14 protein-coding genes, 1 tRNA gene and 1 pseudogene are annotated in these 16,734 nt (G+C 29.4%); 5 read left to right on the top strand and 11 right to left on the bottom strand.

Annotated features, from left to right (window positions below):
- The 4 genes and pseudogenes from JG780_RS02760 to JG780_RS02745 all read right to left on the bottom strand — a co-directional run.
- A pseudogene (locus JG780_RS02760) lies at window positions 1–300 on the bottom strand (DEAD/DEAH box helicase); the annotation flags it as partial.
- A gap of 1 nt (window position 301) precedes the next feature.
- Window positions 302–1,573, bottom strand: a complete 1,272-nt coding sequence (locus JG780_RS02755) for a nucleotidyltransferase (RefSeq protein WP_114702402.1) — start codon at window positions 1,571–1,573, stop codon at window positions 302–304.
- On the bottom strand, window positions 1,570–2,019 hold the full coding sequence (locus tag JG780_RS02750; RefSeq protein ID WP_004103592.1) for a hypothetical protein: 450 nt from the start codon (window positions 2,017–2,019) through the stop codon (window positions 1,570–1,572). Before JG780_RS02750 ends, JG780_RS02755 begins: the two co-directional genes overlap by 4 nt.
- Before the next feature lie 66 nt (window positions 2,020–2,085).
- Window positions 2,086–2,160 (bottom strand) — tRNA-Val (locus JG780_RS02745).
- Window positions 2,161–2,237: 77 nt separating this feature from the next.
- Here JG780_RS02745 and JG780_RS02740 point away from each other — a divergent pair.
- From JG780_RS02740 to JG780_RS02720, 5 genes are all read left to right on the top strand, one after another.
- Window positions 2,238–3,326, top strand: coding sequence for a hypothetical protein (locus tag JG780_RS02740; protein WP_012579374.1), 1,089 nt, complete (start codon window positions 2,238–2,240; stop codon window positions 3,324–3,326).
- Between the two features lie 112 nt (window positions 3,327–3,438).
- Window positions 3,439–5,283 carry an ABC transporter substrate-binding protein gene (locus tag JG780_RS02735; RefSeq protein WP_004103587.1) on the top strand — a complete coding sequence of 615 codons (1,845 nt, stop codon included), beginning with the start codon at window positions 3,439–3,441 and terminating at the stop codon, window positions 5,281–5,283.
- An 80-nt stretch (window positions 5,284–5,363) separates the two neighbouring features.
- Entirely contained in the window at window positions 5,364–7,028 is a 1,665-nt protein-coding gene (locus JG780_RS02730) for an Rqc2 family fibronectin-binding protein (protein ID WP_287569136.1), read from the top strand.
- Window positions 7,021–9,006 (top strand): excinuclease ABC subunit UvrB, encoded by a 1,986-nt coding sequence (gene uvrB / locus JG780_RS02725; protein ID WP_287569135.1) that lies wholly within the window; start codon window positions 7,021–7,023, stop codon window positions 9,004–9,006. The genes JG780_RS02730 and uvrB overlap by 8 nt, the downstream gene beginning before the upstream one ends.
- A gap of 50 nt (window positions 9,007–9,056) precedes the next feature.
- On the top strand, window positions 9,057–9,869 hold the full coding sequence (locus JG780_RS02720; RefSeq protein WP_004103581.1) for a GGDEF domain-containing protein: 813 nt from the start codon (window positions 9,057–9,059) through the stop codon (window positions 9,867–9,869).
- A 14-nt stretch (window positions 9,870–9,883) separates the two neighbouring features.
- Here JG780_RS02720 and coaE read toward each other — a convergent pair whose 3' ends face one another.
- From coaE to JG780_RS02685, 7 genes are read right to left on the bottom strand one after another with little or no spacing between them, the layout of a single operon-like run.
- Entirely contained in the window at window positions 9,884–10,423 is a 540-nt protein-coding gene (coaE, locus tag JG780_RS02715) for a dephospho-CoA kinase (protein WP_004103579.1), read from the bottom strand.
- On the bottom strand, window positions 10,420–10,635 hold the full coding sequence (locus JG780_RS02710; RefSeq protein ID WP_004103577.1) for a hypothetical protein: 216 nt from the start codon (window positions 10,633–10,635) through the stop codon (window positions 10,420–10,422). Before JG780_RS02710 ends, coaE begins: the two co-directional genes overlap by 4 nt.
- Complete coding sequence (locus tag JG780_RS02705) at window positions 10,635–11,984, bottom strand: glucose-6-phosphate isomerase (RefSeq protein WP_004103575.1); 1,350 nt, start codon at window positions 11,982–11,984, stop codon at window positions 10,635–10,637. The genes JG780_RS02710 and JG780_RS02705 overlap by 1 nt, the downstream gene beginning before the upstream one ends.
- 32 nt (window positions 11,985–12,016) lie before the next feature.
- Window positions 12,017–12,529: an adenine phosphoribosyltransferase gene (locus tag JG780_RS02700; protein WP_004103571.1), complete on the bottom strand. Its 513-nt coding sequence runs from the start codon at window positions 12,527–12,529 to the stop codon at window positions 12,017–12,019.
- Between the two features lie 20 nt (window positions 12,530–12,549).
- The gene (locus tag JG780_RS02695) at window positions 12,550–14,157 is read right to left on the bottom strand and encodes a phosphodiester glycosidase family protein (protein ID WP_287569134.1); all 1,608 of its coding nucleotides are present in this window, start codon (window positions 14,155–14,157) and stop codon (window positions 12,550–12,552) included.
- A gap of 9 nt (window positions 14,158–14,166) precedes the next feature.
- Entirely contained in the window at window positions 14,167–15,471 is a 1,305-nt protein-coding gene (locus JG780_RS02690) for a thymidine phosphorylase (protein WP_004103566.1), read from the bottom strand.
- Complete coding sequence (locus JG780_RS02685; protein ID WP_287569132.1) at window positions 15,458–16,732, bottom strand: sensor histidine kinase; 1,275 nt, start codon at window positions 16,730–16,732, stop codon at window positions 15,458–15,460. Before JG780_RS02685 ends, JG780_RS02690 begins: the two co-directional genes overlap by 14 nt.
- Window positions 16,733–16,734: the final 2 nt, after the last annotated feature.

Raw genomic sequence — 16,734 nt, 5'->3', positions numbered from 1 at the left:
TCTTTCATAACCAAGCTTTGAAAATAATTCTTCAGGTGATTCAAATATATCACCAACTTTTAATTCAATGACATATTTTTTTAAAATTGAGGGAGGCATTATAAATCTTGTTACAGAATACAACGTAGCTACCCCGTTTAGCTTATTATTTAGGGCAAGATATAAAGAGTATATTCTTTTTGATCTTACAAACCATGAATTTTCAAGATTTTCATATGGAAAAACATCATAGGAAGGAATGTAAAAATATCCTTCAATATTGCAATCTTTTTCAGATGGAACTATTAAAATTTTATTCATATTATCCCTCAATTATTATTGGCTTTCTAAAATCCATACCAGATTTTCTTTGAGAAGAGTTAGGATAAAATAAAGTATAGATATTACTTGCAAGTATATCTTTTTCAAATTGCCAGTTGTATAAGCTTATGTTAAAATCCCATTTTCTTTCACTGTTTTTTAAAACATCTTTTAGTATTTTGTTTTTGAGTGAAGGATTTGTGATAATTGGAATTGTTGATTTTTTCTTTGCATATGATAAAAATTCTTGACCTTTTTTTGAAAATCCGAGAACTCTTGCATATTGAGGTCCTAGTTTATTTGAAAATTCCATATAGTTTTTTTCAAAATTAAAGATCGCATGGAATATCAACCTTCTTATTCTTGAGAATGTAAATCTTTTTGCTTTTATATTTTCAATGAATTCTTTAAGATTGGTTGAAATATTTGCACTATCAATAAATCTTTTGTCTAAACCTTCACTAAAACCATATATATTTTCTAAATTTTCTCTTGCCTTTAATCTAAATTCAGAGAGTATAAATTGTTCTAAATTTTCCAAAAAGACTGGACCTCTCCCTTTTTCAAATTCATCTTTTAAAATTAAATAAGTACTTTCAGGAACATATTCTTTAATGTTTTTTTCAAACTTTATAGCATTTCTAATTGCAGTAGCTGAAGAAAATTTCCCAGATAAATTTTGCTCATTGTATTTTGCACCAACACGTTTAATAACATGATACTTAATGTTGCTGTTATATTTAAAAATTGCTTTGATGTATTCGATTCCTAGAATATCATTTGAGTTTTCTAGCTTTTTAATAGTATCTAAATCAGTCTTCAAAAATTTTTGAAGTGCAAATTTTCTTGCGTTTGGATATGACAAACCTTTTTTTAGTTCTCTTTTTATTAGGTAATCAAACTCTTTTGAATTTTCATATAAGATTTTGGAGATCTTTTCAAGAAATGAAATATCAGCACTTTCGCTTCCAAATACAATATCTGTAACAAGACCAAGTTTATGCATTAAGCCAACTGAACCAAATGCAAAGCCACCTGCATCTTGTAATGCATAGACAGTTGGAATTTCAAATACTACATCAATACCATTTAAAAGAGCCATTTTAGCTCTTGCAAATTTGTTAACAATAGCCGGCTCTCCTCTTTGGCAAAAATTTCCACTCATAACCGCAATTGTAAAATCAGGTTTTACTAGCTTTTTAGCAGATTTTAAATGATAGAGATGGCCATTATGGAAAGGATTATATTCAACTACAACTCCTAAAACTTTCATTCTTCACCTCTAAACCTGCTGAAAACAAGTATTCCACAAATAACTAATATGGCAAGATTTATTAGGAAAAGCATCATACCAATGTACATAGTCTCAATTTTATTGCCGTTAATTCCAAAAAATTCTAAACCCAACCAGGTTGGGCCTAGAGATGCTAATTTGTATAATTGAAAGAGAAATGATATAAATGATAGTAAAAAGGAAATTATTATCCATACATTAGCATATTCCCATGAATCTTTAGAAATTGAATAGAAGCCTATAAAAAAGCCATTGAGCGTGAAAGATATCGCTATTATTAGCAATGCTGATGAAATATTCATATTGATAGAAAAAATATTTTCTATTACAGGCGAAAAAAAGAAAATAGCTATGTAAAAACTTAAAAAGATTAATCCAATTGTTGCAAGTAATGTGCCTAAAATATAAATTAAGTATTTTTCCATGTTTTACACCTCTTTAAATATTTTACCACAAAAATAGGGCCTTTTAAGGCCCTTCATTTATTTTTTTGGTGGGTGCGGCAGGGATTGAACCTGCGGCCTCTTCCGTGTGAAGGAAGCGCTCTCCCACTGAGCTACGCACCCATGCAAAAAAATAATACCATAAAAATTTTTTAAAATCAAGAATTTGGTGTATATTTTTTATGGGGGTGAATTAAAAAATGATTAAGAAATTTATTAACTTTACGCTATTTTTTGTTTTGGGTGTTGTGATTTTTATAGTTATTTCTCCCTATGTTTTTAAATATCAGAAATTTTTGCCCAAAACTTTGAACAAGGAAATTGAGCTTATTAATTCCAAACTTAAATTACATTATATTGATGATGAGAGGGTAATTAATTTTAAAGATATCAAAATCAGTAGGTGGATGAATAAATACGAGTTTTATAAGATCCTAGTTAAAGAAATTTCAAAATATCCTGGGGTATATGTGCTATTGCCTGAATCTAATAAATCTACTTATGTTCTACCATTTGAAATTAGATTTGTTGATGGAAAATTTGTGGTTATTAATTCTTCATGTAGTATTGAGGAAGGAGCAGTGGTTAGTAAAATTAATAACAGGAATTTGATCGAATACCTATCAGATTTTTATTTAGAAAAAAATATTTTTAATGAGAATAAACAATTTTTTTCAAGATATATTTTTCCATTTTTAGGAGAATTTTTAAGGAAAAAGAGAATTGAGGTTGAATACGAATATTTAGGAAAGAGCGAAAAAACAATTGTTGAAACGATTCCGTATGAAGAGTTTATTAGAAAAGAACCAGTTTTGATAGAAAAAAAATCAAATGATTTTGCTGATATAAAAATTTTCTCGTTTAATTTTTTGGGAGATAAATTTTCAGAAATTTTTGAAGAATTTGAAAATATTGCAAAAAATGATGATATCAAACATATAACTTTAGATTTTAGCTATGCATATGATATTCCAATTGACTTAAGTAGTTTATATATGATAATGTCATTTTTAATAGATAAAAAAACAACTTTGTTTGATGAAGCAATGTTTAAATTTGGAAGCTATAAGTATACTTATAAAAATTTTGGAGAATTAGTTCCAAATAATGTAACGTTCAAAAATAAAGAAATTGAAATAGTTGAAAATTGTTCTGATTCAATTGGAAGGTTAATTTGTAATATAATTAAAAATGAAAAATTAGAATTTTACAATAATTATAAGGAGATTATTACTCCGTGGACAAGGTTAAGAATATACATTCCAAGTGCTAAATTTTTTATTAAATAGCTATAATATTTAATATATATTTTTATGAAATGTAAAAGAGTTGATTTTTTTGTAAAATATGTGGTATAATAATTACGAACCATTACATTACTCCAGAAGAGGGGGGATTTTTGTGAAAAAACTTTTAGCATTTTTGATGGTAGTATTTGCGGTAGTATTATTTGCTGCCGACCCAAACACTTTGGTAGACGCAACTATTGGTGAGCCAGATACTCTTGACCCACATCTTGCATACGATACAGCTAGTGGTGAGGTTATTTATCAAGTATATGAGAACCTTATACAATATAAAGGTTCCAGCTTGAACGAATTTGAACCAAGGCTTGCAACAGAAGTTCCAACAGTTGAAAATGGACTCATAAGAGATGGTGGAAAAACATACGTATTTCCAATCAGAAAAGGAGTTAAATTTCATAATGGAAATGATTTAACTCCAGAAGATGTTGAATACAGTTTTGAAAGAGCACTTCTTTACAATCCATCTGGGGGACCAGTATGGATGCTTTGGTATTCAATTTTTGGAACATGGGATGTTACAATGTTTGTTGAAGACTTAACAGGAAAATCATGGGATGAATTGTTTGATGAAGAAGGAAATCCAGTACCTGGAGCAGAAGAAGTATTTAAACAAGTGTATGATGCAGTTGACAAAGCAATTGAAGTAGACGGAGACAATGTTGTATTTCATCTTGCAAGACCATATGCACCATTCTTGAACGTAATTGCACAAGGTGGAAGTTGGGGAGCAATACTTGATAAAGAATGGTGTATTGAAATAGGACTTTGGGATGGGCAACCAACCACATGGTGGAAATGGCATGATCAAGGAAAGGAAGAATCACCATTATTCACACAAATGAACGGTACAGGTCCATACAAATTTGTAGAATGGGATAGAGCACAACAAAAAGTAATACTTGAAGCAAATGAAAATTATTGGAGAGAACCTGCAAAGATTAAGAGAGTAATTATATGGGGTATTGATGAATATTCAACCAGAAAAGCAATGCTTGAAAAAGGTGATGCAGATATTGCATATATTCCAACACAATATCTTGACCAAGTAAGAGGAAATCCAGATATTGAAATAATAGAAGGATTACCAACATTGTCAGTTACAGTTCTTGGATTTAACTGGACAATTAAAGAAGGAAGCAAGTACGTTGGTAGTGGAAAGCTTGATGGAAATGGAATTCCATTGGATTTCTTCAGTGATGTTCACGCAAGAAAAGCTATTGCACACGTAATTAACTACGACGCACTTATTAATGAGGTATTAAAAGGATTTGGTAAGAGAGTACCAACAGCATTGCCAGAAGGTCTTCTTGGATTTGATCCTTCACTTCCATTGTATGATTTCAATCTCTTTAAAGCAAGACAAGAATTAATGCAAGCATGGAACGGAGAAGCATGGAAAAAAGGATTCAAATTCTCAGTTGCATATAACTTAGGAAACGAAGCAAGACAAAGAACAGCAGAAATGGTAAAGATGTATCTTGAAATGTTATCACCAAAGATTAAGGTTGATGTTGTTGGTTTGCAATGGCCAACATTCTTAGATGCAACAAAACGTGGTGAGCTTCCAATATTCATTCTTGGATGGCTTGCAGACTTCCCAGACCCAGATAACTTCATATTTACATATTATGATTCAAAAGGTGACTACAGTTCAAGACAAGGAGCAAAATTCAGAGAATTTGTAAGTACACCTATGGAAGAACTTGGTGGAAAGAGCTTGGATGAATTAATTGAACAAGCAGCAGCTGAAACAGATGCAGCAAAAAGGGCGGAGTTATATGCACAAGTTCAAAAATTTGTTGTAAAGTATGCAATTAGTGTACCACTTTATCAACCAATTGGAGTTAGGGTTCACAGGAAATGGCTCAAAGGTTGGTATCCAAATGCAATGAGACCAGGTGATGATTATTACGCATACTGGTTTGAAGGAAAAGAATAATTAAAAAGTAATTAATTTCTTGCGGCCCATTATGGGCCGCATTTTTTTTATGATATACTTAGGTATAGGAGGTAGATAAAATGCCATACGATGGGTTTGTTATGAGGCAATTTTTAGAATATTCAAAACCATATTTGCTTAATGCACATATTAGAAATTTTTATATCTTTAATAAGATAATCTATTTTAGTTTTCAAAGTTTTGATTTAAAAATTTCACTTAATCCAAGTTATTCTTATATAACTTTTGAAAAAAGAAATTTACCTTTAAACACCAAAAGTCATTATTTTGTTGAGTATTTAAGAAGTAAAGTTAGAGGTGGTGTGATAAAAAATATTGAGCAAATTGGATTGGAAAGGACTTATAAGTTTGAAGTTTATAAAGTTGATGATGTTGGAAATAAACATAATTATGAAATTTATATTGATATAATGGGAAAACATTCAAATATAATTTTTGTAGAAAATGGGATAATTTTGGATGCCTATAAACGAATAAAAAATAGATTTAGAAATATTTTTCCAGGAGAACAATTTAAAATTTTCAGTTCAAATAAAATTAATCCGCTTGATGTAGATCAAATTAAAAAGCTTAAAACTATTAATGAAAGTGACAAGGCTTTAGAGTTGATTTATAAAAATATTCAGGGATTTTCTAAAGTAACTGCTAGAGAATTGTTGTTTAGAGCAGGTTTAGGTGAAGATGAAGTTATTAAATGGGATGATAAATTAGAAAAATTTTTGAAGGAAATTATTCAGGAATTTAGCGAGAAAAATATGTATGTTTATTTTGAGAATAATAAACCATTTGAAATTTCTGCATTTTCTTTAAATCATTTAGCTGAAAAATTTAGAAAATTTTCAAAGCCAGATGAAGCAATTAATTTGTTTTTTAGTTGGAATGAAAAAAAGAGCTTAATATATCAAAAGAAAAAGGCTTTGGAAGATGTATTAGTGAAATATATAAGCAAGTTGGAAAATACATTAGATAAGATTAATAGTGAAATTGAAAAAAATAAAAATTACGATTTGTATAAAAAATATGGAGAGCTTTTAAAGGCTTATTTTTATCAAATTGATGAAAAGATGAACAAAGTAGTTTTATATGATTGGGAAAATGATGAAAATATTGAGGTTCCTCTAGATTCTAATAAAGAACCACTAGAAAATGCAAATTATTACTTTAAAAAATACAATAAAATGAAAAACAAGTTGAAAGGTCTTTTAGAAAGAAAGAAAGTATTAGAAGACGAACTAGACTACCTATATCAAATTTGGTACACAATTGAAGATGCTGAAAGTGAGGAAGAAATAGAAGAGATAAAGTTTGAAATGCAAAATATGGGGTTAATAAAAGATAAGAAAGGTAGAAGTAAAAAAGTTATCAAATCAGAACCAAGAAAGGTAGAGCATAATGGGTTTGTAATATATATTGGGAAAAATAACAAACAAAATGATGAACTTGTTCGTAAGGCAAATGATGAAGATTTATGGTTTCATGTTCATGAAATGCCTGGATCACATGTTGTGTTGAAGAACAATGGAAAGGATATAGACGAAGAAGTTATAAGATTTGCTGCAGAGCTTGCAGCTGGGTATAGTAAAGGTAAAAATTCAGGAAAGGTTCCAGTTGACTATACAAAAGTAAAATATGTTAGAAAAACTAAGGGATTAAAACCTGGCCTTGTATTGTACAGTAATTATAAAACAATTTATGTAAAACCGAGGAGGATTGATAATGTTTAAGGTCTATTCGGATTTTTCACCGTCAGGAGATCAACCTGAGGCAATTAAAAAATTAGTTGAAGGTTTACAAAAAGGATATAGAATACAAACTTTATTAGGTGTCACAGGAAGTGGAAAAACATTTACAATGGCCAAGGTTGTTGAGAAAGTTGGCAAGCCAACTCTTATAATTTCGCCTAATAAAACTTTAGCTGCTCAATTATATTCTGAGTTTAAATCTTTTTTTCCAGAGAATAAAGTTGAATTTTTTGTAAGTTACTATGATTATTATCAACCAGAGGCATATATTCCAACAAGAGATTTGTATATTGAAAAAAATGCAGACATTAATGAGGTAATTGAAAAAATGAGAATTAGTGCAATAAAGTCAATTATGACTAGGAAAGATGTTATTGTTGTGGCAAGTGTTTCAGCAATATACAATTGTGGAGATCCTAAAGATTTTAGTGATTTAAATTTTGTTTTATCTGTAGGACAAGAAATTGATTTAGAAGGATTTTTAACACATTTAGCTAGAATTGGTTATGAAAGGAAAGAAGAAGTTGCACTTGGAGGGACTTTTAGAGTTAAAGGCGATGTTATAGAAATATATCCTAGATATCAAGATGAAGGAATAAGAATTGAACTTTTTGGTGATGAAATAGACTCGATCTATACTTTTGATCCATTGAACAGGAAAATTTTAGAAAAGCTTGACAGGGTAGTTATCTATCCTACAAAAGAATTTATTACGACAGAAGAAAAAATAAAAAGAGCAGTCAAGTCAATTTTAAAAGAATTAGAAGAACAGTTAGAATATTTTAAAAAGCAAGGAAAGCACCTAGAGGCTGAAAGATTGAAACAAAGAACAATGAATGATATTGAACTTCTTACAGCACTTGGATATTGTTCAGGTATAGAAAACTATTCAAGACATTTTGATGGTAGAAATCCTGGAGATCCACCATACAGTCTTTTAGATTATTTTGGAGATGATTATCTAGTATTTATAGATGAGTCACATATAACTATTCCCCAGCTTAGAGCAATGTATAGAGGAGATTTTTCAAGAAAGAAAAACTTGGTAGAATATGGTTTTAGACTTCCATGCGCTTATGATAATAGGCCACTGAAATTTGAGGAATTTTGGAATAAGGTTAAAAATGTTATTTTTGTTTCAGCAACACCAGGCGATTTTGAAATTAATAATTCTCAGCAAGTTGTAGAACAAATAATAAGGCCAACAGGACTTGTTGATCCTGAGGTTGAAGTAAGACCTACTCAAAATCAAATAGATGATCTTGTTAATGAAATTGCCAAAATAAGAAAGCGAAACGAACGTGCATTAGTTACAGTTCTTACTAAAAAAACTGCTGAAAAATTAGCAGAATATTTAATAGAGATGGGTATTAAGGCTTTGTACATTCATTCTGAACTTGATACTATAGAACGTGTTGAAGTATTAAAAAAACTTAGAAGAGGAGATGTAGAAGTAGTTGTTGGTGTAAATTTGTTAAGAGAAGGATTGGATTTACCAGAAGTTTCATTAGTAGCAATATTAGATAGTGATACTGAGGGATTTTTGAGAAGCGAAACTACATTAATACAGATTATTGGCAGGGTTGCCAGAAATATAAATGGTAAAGTAATTATGTATGCTGATAAAATAACACCGGCTATGAAAAAAGCAATTGATGAAACAAATAGAAGAAGGAAAATTCAGATTGAGTATAACAAGAAGCATGGTATTACTCCAAAAACTATAATTAAACCACTTGATGAAGAGATATTTAAGCAGTTTATGACAGATGAAGATGAGGAAAAAGAAGAAATTAAAACAATATTTGAATTAAAAGAATCTCTATCAATTGAAGAGTATATTGCATTGCTTGAAGAAGAAATGTATAAGGCAGCATCAGAGTTAAGGTATGAGGATGCGGCAAGATTAAGAGATGAATTATTTAATATCAGAGAAAAATTAAAGAATAAATCTTTTTAAACGATAATATAAGTGAAAAATAATAAAAAATTGTATAATAAGGTGAGAATATGGAAAAGATTTCAGATGTTATTTTTGAAGCCAGTGATACATTGAAGGAAAAGGCGTTATTCCCATTATTTTCGATTTCTGTTATTGATATAATTGGAACAATTGAAAAAAAAGAATTTTTTTATAAAATGGCTAGAACTTTGTTTAATATTATTCCATCAGTAAATGCTGTAGAGATTTTTGATAGTGATAAATTAATAGCATCGTTTGGGACAATTAGCGGCAAAAATAAAGATTACAAACTTGATAATATAATTTTTAGATTGTATTATAATAAAATCAGTCAGTTTGAAGAAAGTCTTTTAAAATACATTTTGACGATTGCAGAAATTCACTACAGAAATGTTAAAAAATTTGAAGAAGTAAAGGAAAATTCGTTATATGATGAATTAACAGGTGCTTTAACAAGGAAAGCTGGAATAGAAATTTTACAAAAAAAATTTTATGAAATTAAAAGAACCAACAAAAAAGCAAGTATTGTGTTTATAGATATTGATGGTTTAAAAGAGACGAATGATAAACTTGGACATTTTGCAGGTGATAAATTGCTAAGAGAGTTTGTTTTAGTTATTAAAGAGTTGATAAGAAAAGGTGATTTTATAATTAGATGGGGTGGTGACGAGTTTGTCTTGTTTTTAAATACTATGGATGCAAAGTGTGTAATAAATAGGTTGGAAAGTTTGATCAAGACGAAGTTTTCATGGGGAATTTCTATAATTCCAGAAGGTTTTAATGACATTTTAGAAGCGATTGAATATGCAGATAAACTTATGTATAAACAAAAATTTTTAAAAAAGATGAAAAATAATTAAAAAAAGTGCCTCTTTTAAAAAGAGGCACTTTTCATAATAAAAGTATAGATTTTTTCAAGTTTTTCATAAAGTTCTTTGATTGTTCCGTCATTATTTATAATAATTCCCTCATCAAGTATGTCCATTTGGTTTTTTAATATGTTTTCTATATCTTTTTGAGAAAGTCCTCTTTCAGAAACCCTTTTTAAAATTGTATCTAAACTACATTTTACTGTAATTGTAAAATCACATTTTATTTTTAATCTTCTTTTTATAGCTGCTTCAATTGCATAATAATTTTCTTTGGCAGTCATTTGTTCAAGTATTTCTAACATTTTTGGATGTAAAATTTTTTCTAATTTTTTGAGCATTTTTTGATCTTGAAATACAATATCTCTAATTTTGTTTCTCTCTAATGTATTAAAAACTTCTAAGATTTTGTCTTTTTCGTATTCAAAGGCAATTTTTCCTAACTCGTCCATATTTATATATTCAAAACCTTTTTCTTTAAAAAATTTTGATACAGTGGATTTTCCTGTTCCAATTTTGCCAGTTACACATAATATTAATTTCAAATTAGCTTCACTCCTAAATCTTTAATTGCATTATTTTCTAACTCTTCTTTGGTAATAATTCTAAGAGTTTTTTCGGGTAACATGTTTTTAGGAGTTTTTTTAATTTTTTCTTCAAGATTTTCATCATTTTCAATTACGATAGTAACAAAGTCATCTGATTCATAAATATTTATTGGAGAAAAAATATTTGATAAAATTTCAATATAATTCATTACAATTCAATCCTTTTTTCCTCAATGTTTATTTTATGGTCATCATAACCTGGTCTTCCCATAAGAGCATATGTTATTTTTTTACCAAGTTCAACGCCAGGTTGATCATAAGGATTTATATTAAACAATTCACCAGCAATTGCAGTTGCAAGTTCATAATGCATAAAAAATTCACCAACATGTACCTCATCAATAACAGGGAATGTTATTTTTAATGATGGCTTACCATGTTCTAAAATTGCACTTTCAGTTCCAAGTTGTTCGTTATTTAACAATTCAGAGAGGTATTTTCCCTGTAAGTAAGAAAGAGCTTCTTCCTCATGAACATTTGGTATTTTAATATCTCTATTAAATTTTTCAGTTTTTAAGAAAGTAATAATTTTATCATCTGGACCTTCGTTATACAATTGGACCTGTGAATGCTGATCAACAGCTCCGAGTGCTTTAACAGGTGTTTGTCCTACATTAACTATATTTCCATCTTTATCAAGCTTTTTCCCAAGGCTTTCTGCCCATAGCTGCCTATACCAATCAGCAAGGTGATAGAGCCTATTTGAATAAGCCATCATAACGGAGATATTTCTTCCTTTATTGTAATATAAATAGTGTGTGATTGCTATTAAAGCTGCAGGATTTTCAAATAGTGGTTTTAAGAACCTTGAATAGGCAATTTTTGCTCCATCATATAAGGCTTCTATGTTTATACCTGCTGCATATGCTGATAAAAGACCAACTGGTGTTAAAACACTGAAACGGCCGCCAACATTTTGTGGTATTTCTAAAGTTTTTATGTTTTCTTCATTAGCAATTTTTCTTAAAACTCCTTTTTCTGGATCGGTAGTAAAGATAAGATGTTTTTTTGGATCGAGACCATATGTTTCAATAATTCCACGAGCAATTAGATAATTTGACATTGCTTCAGCAGTACTTCCAGATTTTGAAATAACATTAAACAATGTCTTTCTTATATCTATTGTATCTAAAATGGAAGCAACAAAATCCGGATCAACATTATCTATCACGAAAATTCTTAACTTTCTGTTTCTTTCTTCTTTAGAAAGAAAGTTCCAGTTAAGAGGTTTCAATGTATTTTGAAGAGCAATATTCCCTAAAGCTGAACCTCCAATACCAAGAACTACTAAATTATCAAACTGAAAAATAGTATCTTTTAAATCTAAAACAGAATCTATCCATTTTCTTGAAAAAATAGTTTCAACAAAACCAGGGCGGTTAGTATCTATTTCCTTTATGATTTGATTTATTTTATTTTCGTATGATTTTACTTCATCAAGTGTAATATTATTGGGAACTTTATTGCTAAATAAATTTGTAAAATCAAATTTTAGCATTTTACACACCCCTTTATCTTTAACAATTTTATTTAAAGGATTATTAATGATATAATATTTTCATCTTTTAATATATCTCTAGGGTTAAGATAACTAAGTTCAATTAAAAATGACATTGCAACTACTTCTCCACCTGCTTTTTCAACAAGTTTTTTTAATGCTTTTGCTGTACCACCTGTTGCAAGAACATCATCGAAAATTATAACTTTTTGTCCTTTATTTATGCTATCAACATGCATTTGAAGTTCTGCTTCTCCATATTCAAGGGTATATTTTTCAGATATTACTTCATATGGTAATTTTCCAGGTTTTCTTACAGGAATAAATCCTTTATTTAATTTGTAAGATAATGCACCACCAAAAATAAATCCACGAGCTTCTGGGGCAACTATTAAGTCAAAATCAATTTCGGATAATTTTTCAGCGAGCATATCAATAGCATGTTTAAAAGCCTCTTTATCCTTGAGCAATGGTGTAATATCTCTAAATATAATTCCTTTTTCTGGAAAATCAGGAATATCTCTGATAAAAGTTCTTAAATCCACAACAGGCACCTCCAAATTTTTTATTTTACACCCAATCCAACTGGTATACCACGTTGAATAGTACCATCTTGATTTACAACTTCGTCCTGTATTACCATAGCACTTGATCCACCACCATCTAGCATCATAGCATAAAAATATCCTTTTTCAAGTAAAAATTCTGTTGCTATATCATAATTCATTCCAGGTGAATCATTATATCCTTCAATTACAATAAAATCAACTTTACCTTCCTTTGTAATTGCAATAATAGTTCTACTGGTCTTTGATAGTGCAAGACCATTACCATATCTCAATTTTTCTTCGTCACTGTCTATTAATTTTTTCCCATTTTCGATTAGCAAAGGGCCGGCACCTATTGCATGCTTAATAGGGAATGGAAAATCAGAATTAATTGTTAAATTCACCTTTGAACCCACTTCTATATTTTTAAGATATTTATCGTACTTTTTTGTTATTAAAAGAACCATCGAGTCTTTTGGGACTTTTTCAACGTATTCTTTTGAAATTATTTGATTGTTGGATATTACAAAATAATTTTTATCGTCATCTTTAGGAATTTTTAATGCATATTCATCTGTATATAGCAAAACTTCACCCTTTGCATTTGTATTTACACCCTTTACGAGAAATAGAAGATCATCAAGATAAATATTTACCTCTAAGTTAATTCTTTTTATAAATACTTCGTTTGAATATGTTACTATAAATACAGGCCTCAATCCGTATTTGTCCGATAAAAGTTTACCATCTTTTATAACTAAGTCAATTGGTATATTAGTAGATGGATCAAAATAGTTTGCATTTATACCTGCAATGCAATTATTGTTTTTAAGCATTTCTCTCAAGTCTTGTCTGGTGCCTATGCCATTGCTTGAAATGATTGGAAGTATTTCTACTTTTTTTGGATCTATGTGTAGATAATTTATTAAATATTTTTTTTCATTAAAAACTTCAATTTTTCTTTCCCATTCAAGTCCATCCTTTAACGTTTTTCTATCATCTTCAGTAAAATTAAGAACAATTTTGACAATATTTTTTTGAAAAGAAATAATTGGTACAGGTTTAAGCCTATTGTTTAAAATGAAAAATAAGAATGAATTTTCATTTTTTTGAAAACTAACATTACCTATTATCACAGGATTACCATTAATCGGTTTTAATTCTATTGTCAAATCTCTGTTGTCAACCAATAGATTAATAAACTCTTTTGTTATTTCTTTAGAAAAGAAAAATGTTAGATTATTATCTTTAAATTCGACACTTTTTAGTAATGGTAAAGTATCATAATATATAAAGAGATTGTCCTTTTTAATAACCGAAAGATTTAGATATTCTTTTAAGAAGTCAATATTTAAATAAAGTTCGTTATTTTCTATCTTAAAAGCATTTTTATACTCACCATCAAAATTTATGGTAAATGTACCATCTTTTCCAATAAAAAGATCATCATTAAATACCATAAAGATTTTTTCATTTTTAACATATTTAAATCCAATATCTTTTAAAATTTTTTCATCAATCCATTTGTCGGGGAAAAAATAAGCTTTGTTTTGAAACAACAAGGAATTAGCGAAAAATAGCCCGCTAAAAATAAAAATTTGAAGAATAAGAATTAACTTTTTCAAAAAGACACCTCACTTTACTATGTCTAAAATAATTTCCAAAGGATTTGTTTTTGTAGAAGATATATTGTAAGCTTGTTTGAGTAAGTTCATAGCTTCATCAATATTACTTTTTTCACTTACATAAAGCCTTACCAGTGTATCTCCATTTTTTACTTTGTCGCCAATTTTTTTCAAGAATTCTAATCCAACAGAATGATCAATATTATCTTCTTTTTTGACTCTACCCGCACCTAAATAATTACAAGCAATTCCAACTTTTTCAGTATCAATGCTTGAAATATATCCATCCTCGGATGCTTTGAATTCAACTATTTTATTGGAGATCGGTAATATCTTTTCAGGAGATTCTACAACCATTTCATTTCCTTCTTGTGCTTTAACAAACTCTCTAAATTTTTCAAGTGCTTTGCCCGTATCTAGAGCTTCTTTAGAAAGCTCAAAACATTTTTCATATGATCCAAGGCCAGCTAAATGGCACATCCAGGCAGAAAGTGTTAAGCAAAGAGTTCTAAATTTTTCATCACCTTGTCCTTTTAAAGTATTAATTGCTTCTAATACTTCAAGAGAATTTCCTGCAAAGGTTCCAAGTGGTTCATCCATATTTGTTAAAACTGCAACAGCAGTTTTGTTATGAGATTTTGCTATTTCAACCATTGCGCTTGCAAGTTCTTTTGCCGAACTAATGTCCTTCATAAAAGCTCCACTACCTACTTTTACGTCTAAAACAAAGGCATCAGCACCACCTGCAAGTTTTTTGCTCATAATACTTGATGCGATCAGCGAAATTTCATCGACAGTTGCAGTAGCGTCACGCAGAGCATATATTTTCTTATCTGCAGGTGCTAAATTTGCAGTTTGTCCTACAACCGCAATTTTATATTTATTTACATTCTCAAAGAATTTTTCAAGACTTAATGAAGTTTTAAAACCTGGAATTGATTCTAGTTTGTCAATGGTTCCACCTGTGTGACCTAACGCTCTCCCTGACATTTTTGCAACAGGAATTCCTAACGATGCTACAATCGGTGCAACAACCAATGTTGTTTTATCACCAACACCACCAGTTGAATGTTTGTCAACTTTAACTCCCTTTATTGGAGAAAGATCAAGCATATCACCGGATTTTGCCATTATTTCTGTAAAAATAGCTCTTTCGTCATTGTCAAGGTGCCTAAAGTAAATTGCCATTAAAAAAGCTGACATTTGATAATCTGGAATTTCCCCATTTACATAACCCATTATCATATATTCAATTTCTTCTTTTGTTAATTTACCACCATTACGTTTTTTTAAAATTACATCATACGGTCTCATTGTTATCTTCCTCCCTGTTGATTGGTAGTGTGACTACAAATTTTGTTCCAACACCTTCTTTACTTGTAAATTCAATGACTCCATTGTGTTTTTCAACTATTGTTTTAACGATTGAAAGTCCTAAACCTGTTCCACCCATTTTTCTACTCCTTGCTTTGTCAACTCTATAAAATCTTTCAAATAATTTCTTTTGAGCTTTTTCAGGAATACCAACTCCTGTATCTTTCACTACCAATTTAATAGAGTTATTTTCTTTCCAAGCTTCAACAGTGACTTTCTTTTCGCCTTTTTCTTTTAATGAAGTATATTTGATTGCATTATCAACTAAATTTAATGTCATTTGAGTTAACCTATCCTTGTCACCAACTAAATATAACTCGTCAGGATAAACAAATTCAACTTCTACTTGATAATCTTTTGCAAGCGGCTCAATTATATTTCTAACATGTTCTAAAACTTCGGTAAAATTTATTTTTTCGAAAACAAATTGTGTGTTTCCTGATTCAAGTTTTTCTAGATCTAAAAGATCGTTTATAAGCCTGGTCATTCTTGCAGCCTCAGATTCTATAATTGATAGGAACTTTCTGATTAGTTCTTTATCTTCGAGATCATCTTCAAGTAAAGCTTCAGCATAACCATGTATAGAAGTAAGAGGTGTTCTAAGTTCATGTGATACATTGGATATGAATTCTTTTCTAACATTTTCAAGTACGCGTTCTTGTGTTACATCATGCAATACTATAATAAACCTTTCATTATTTTGTTCTAAGGTAACAGGTACAATTTTCACTTCATAATATTTTTTTTCACCATTAACAAATATGTTTATTTCTCCAGAAGTTAAGCTTTTATTATTAATGGTTTCATCAAACATTTGATTGACATAATAATCTTCAAAAACTTCATAAACTTTCCTTTCTTCAATCCCGGGTCTAGTAATTTTACGTGCTTCATTATTGGCGAAAGTAATAGTTCCATCCTTTTTAGTAATTATAATAGGATCAACTATGTTATTGAGTATGGTTAAATGGTTTTTTAAAGATAATTCAAGGTCATAATTTTCTTCCTCAAGTTTTGTAATTTTTTTTCTTATTTTTTCTGCAATATAAAGAGGAGGAGAATCTTTTTCCTCCTCTATTAACTGTGCTAATTTATTTAAAGCTTCTTTGTAAATTTTCATTTTTGATAATTTTTTTCTAAAATAGGCAATTATTATTAATAAGATTATTGTTATAAGTATTGTTGAAACTTCAAGAAACATGT

It is taken from the genome of Thermosipho sp. (in: thermotogales), assembly GCF_020054775.1.
Classification (GTDB): domain Bacteria; phylum Thermotogota; class Thermotogae; order Thermotogales; family Fervidobacteriaceae; genus Thermosipho; species Thermosipho africanus.
Note: the sequence above shows the minus strand (reverse complement) of the source record. Positions and strands in the feature narration are given on the sequence as shown.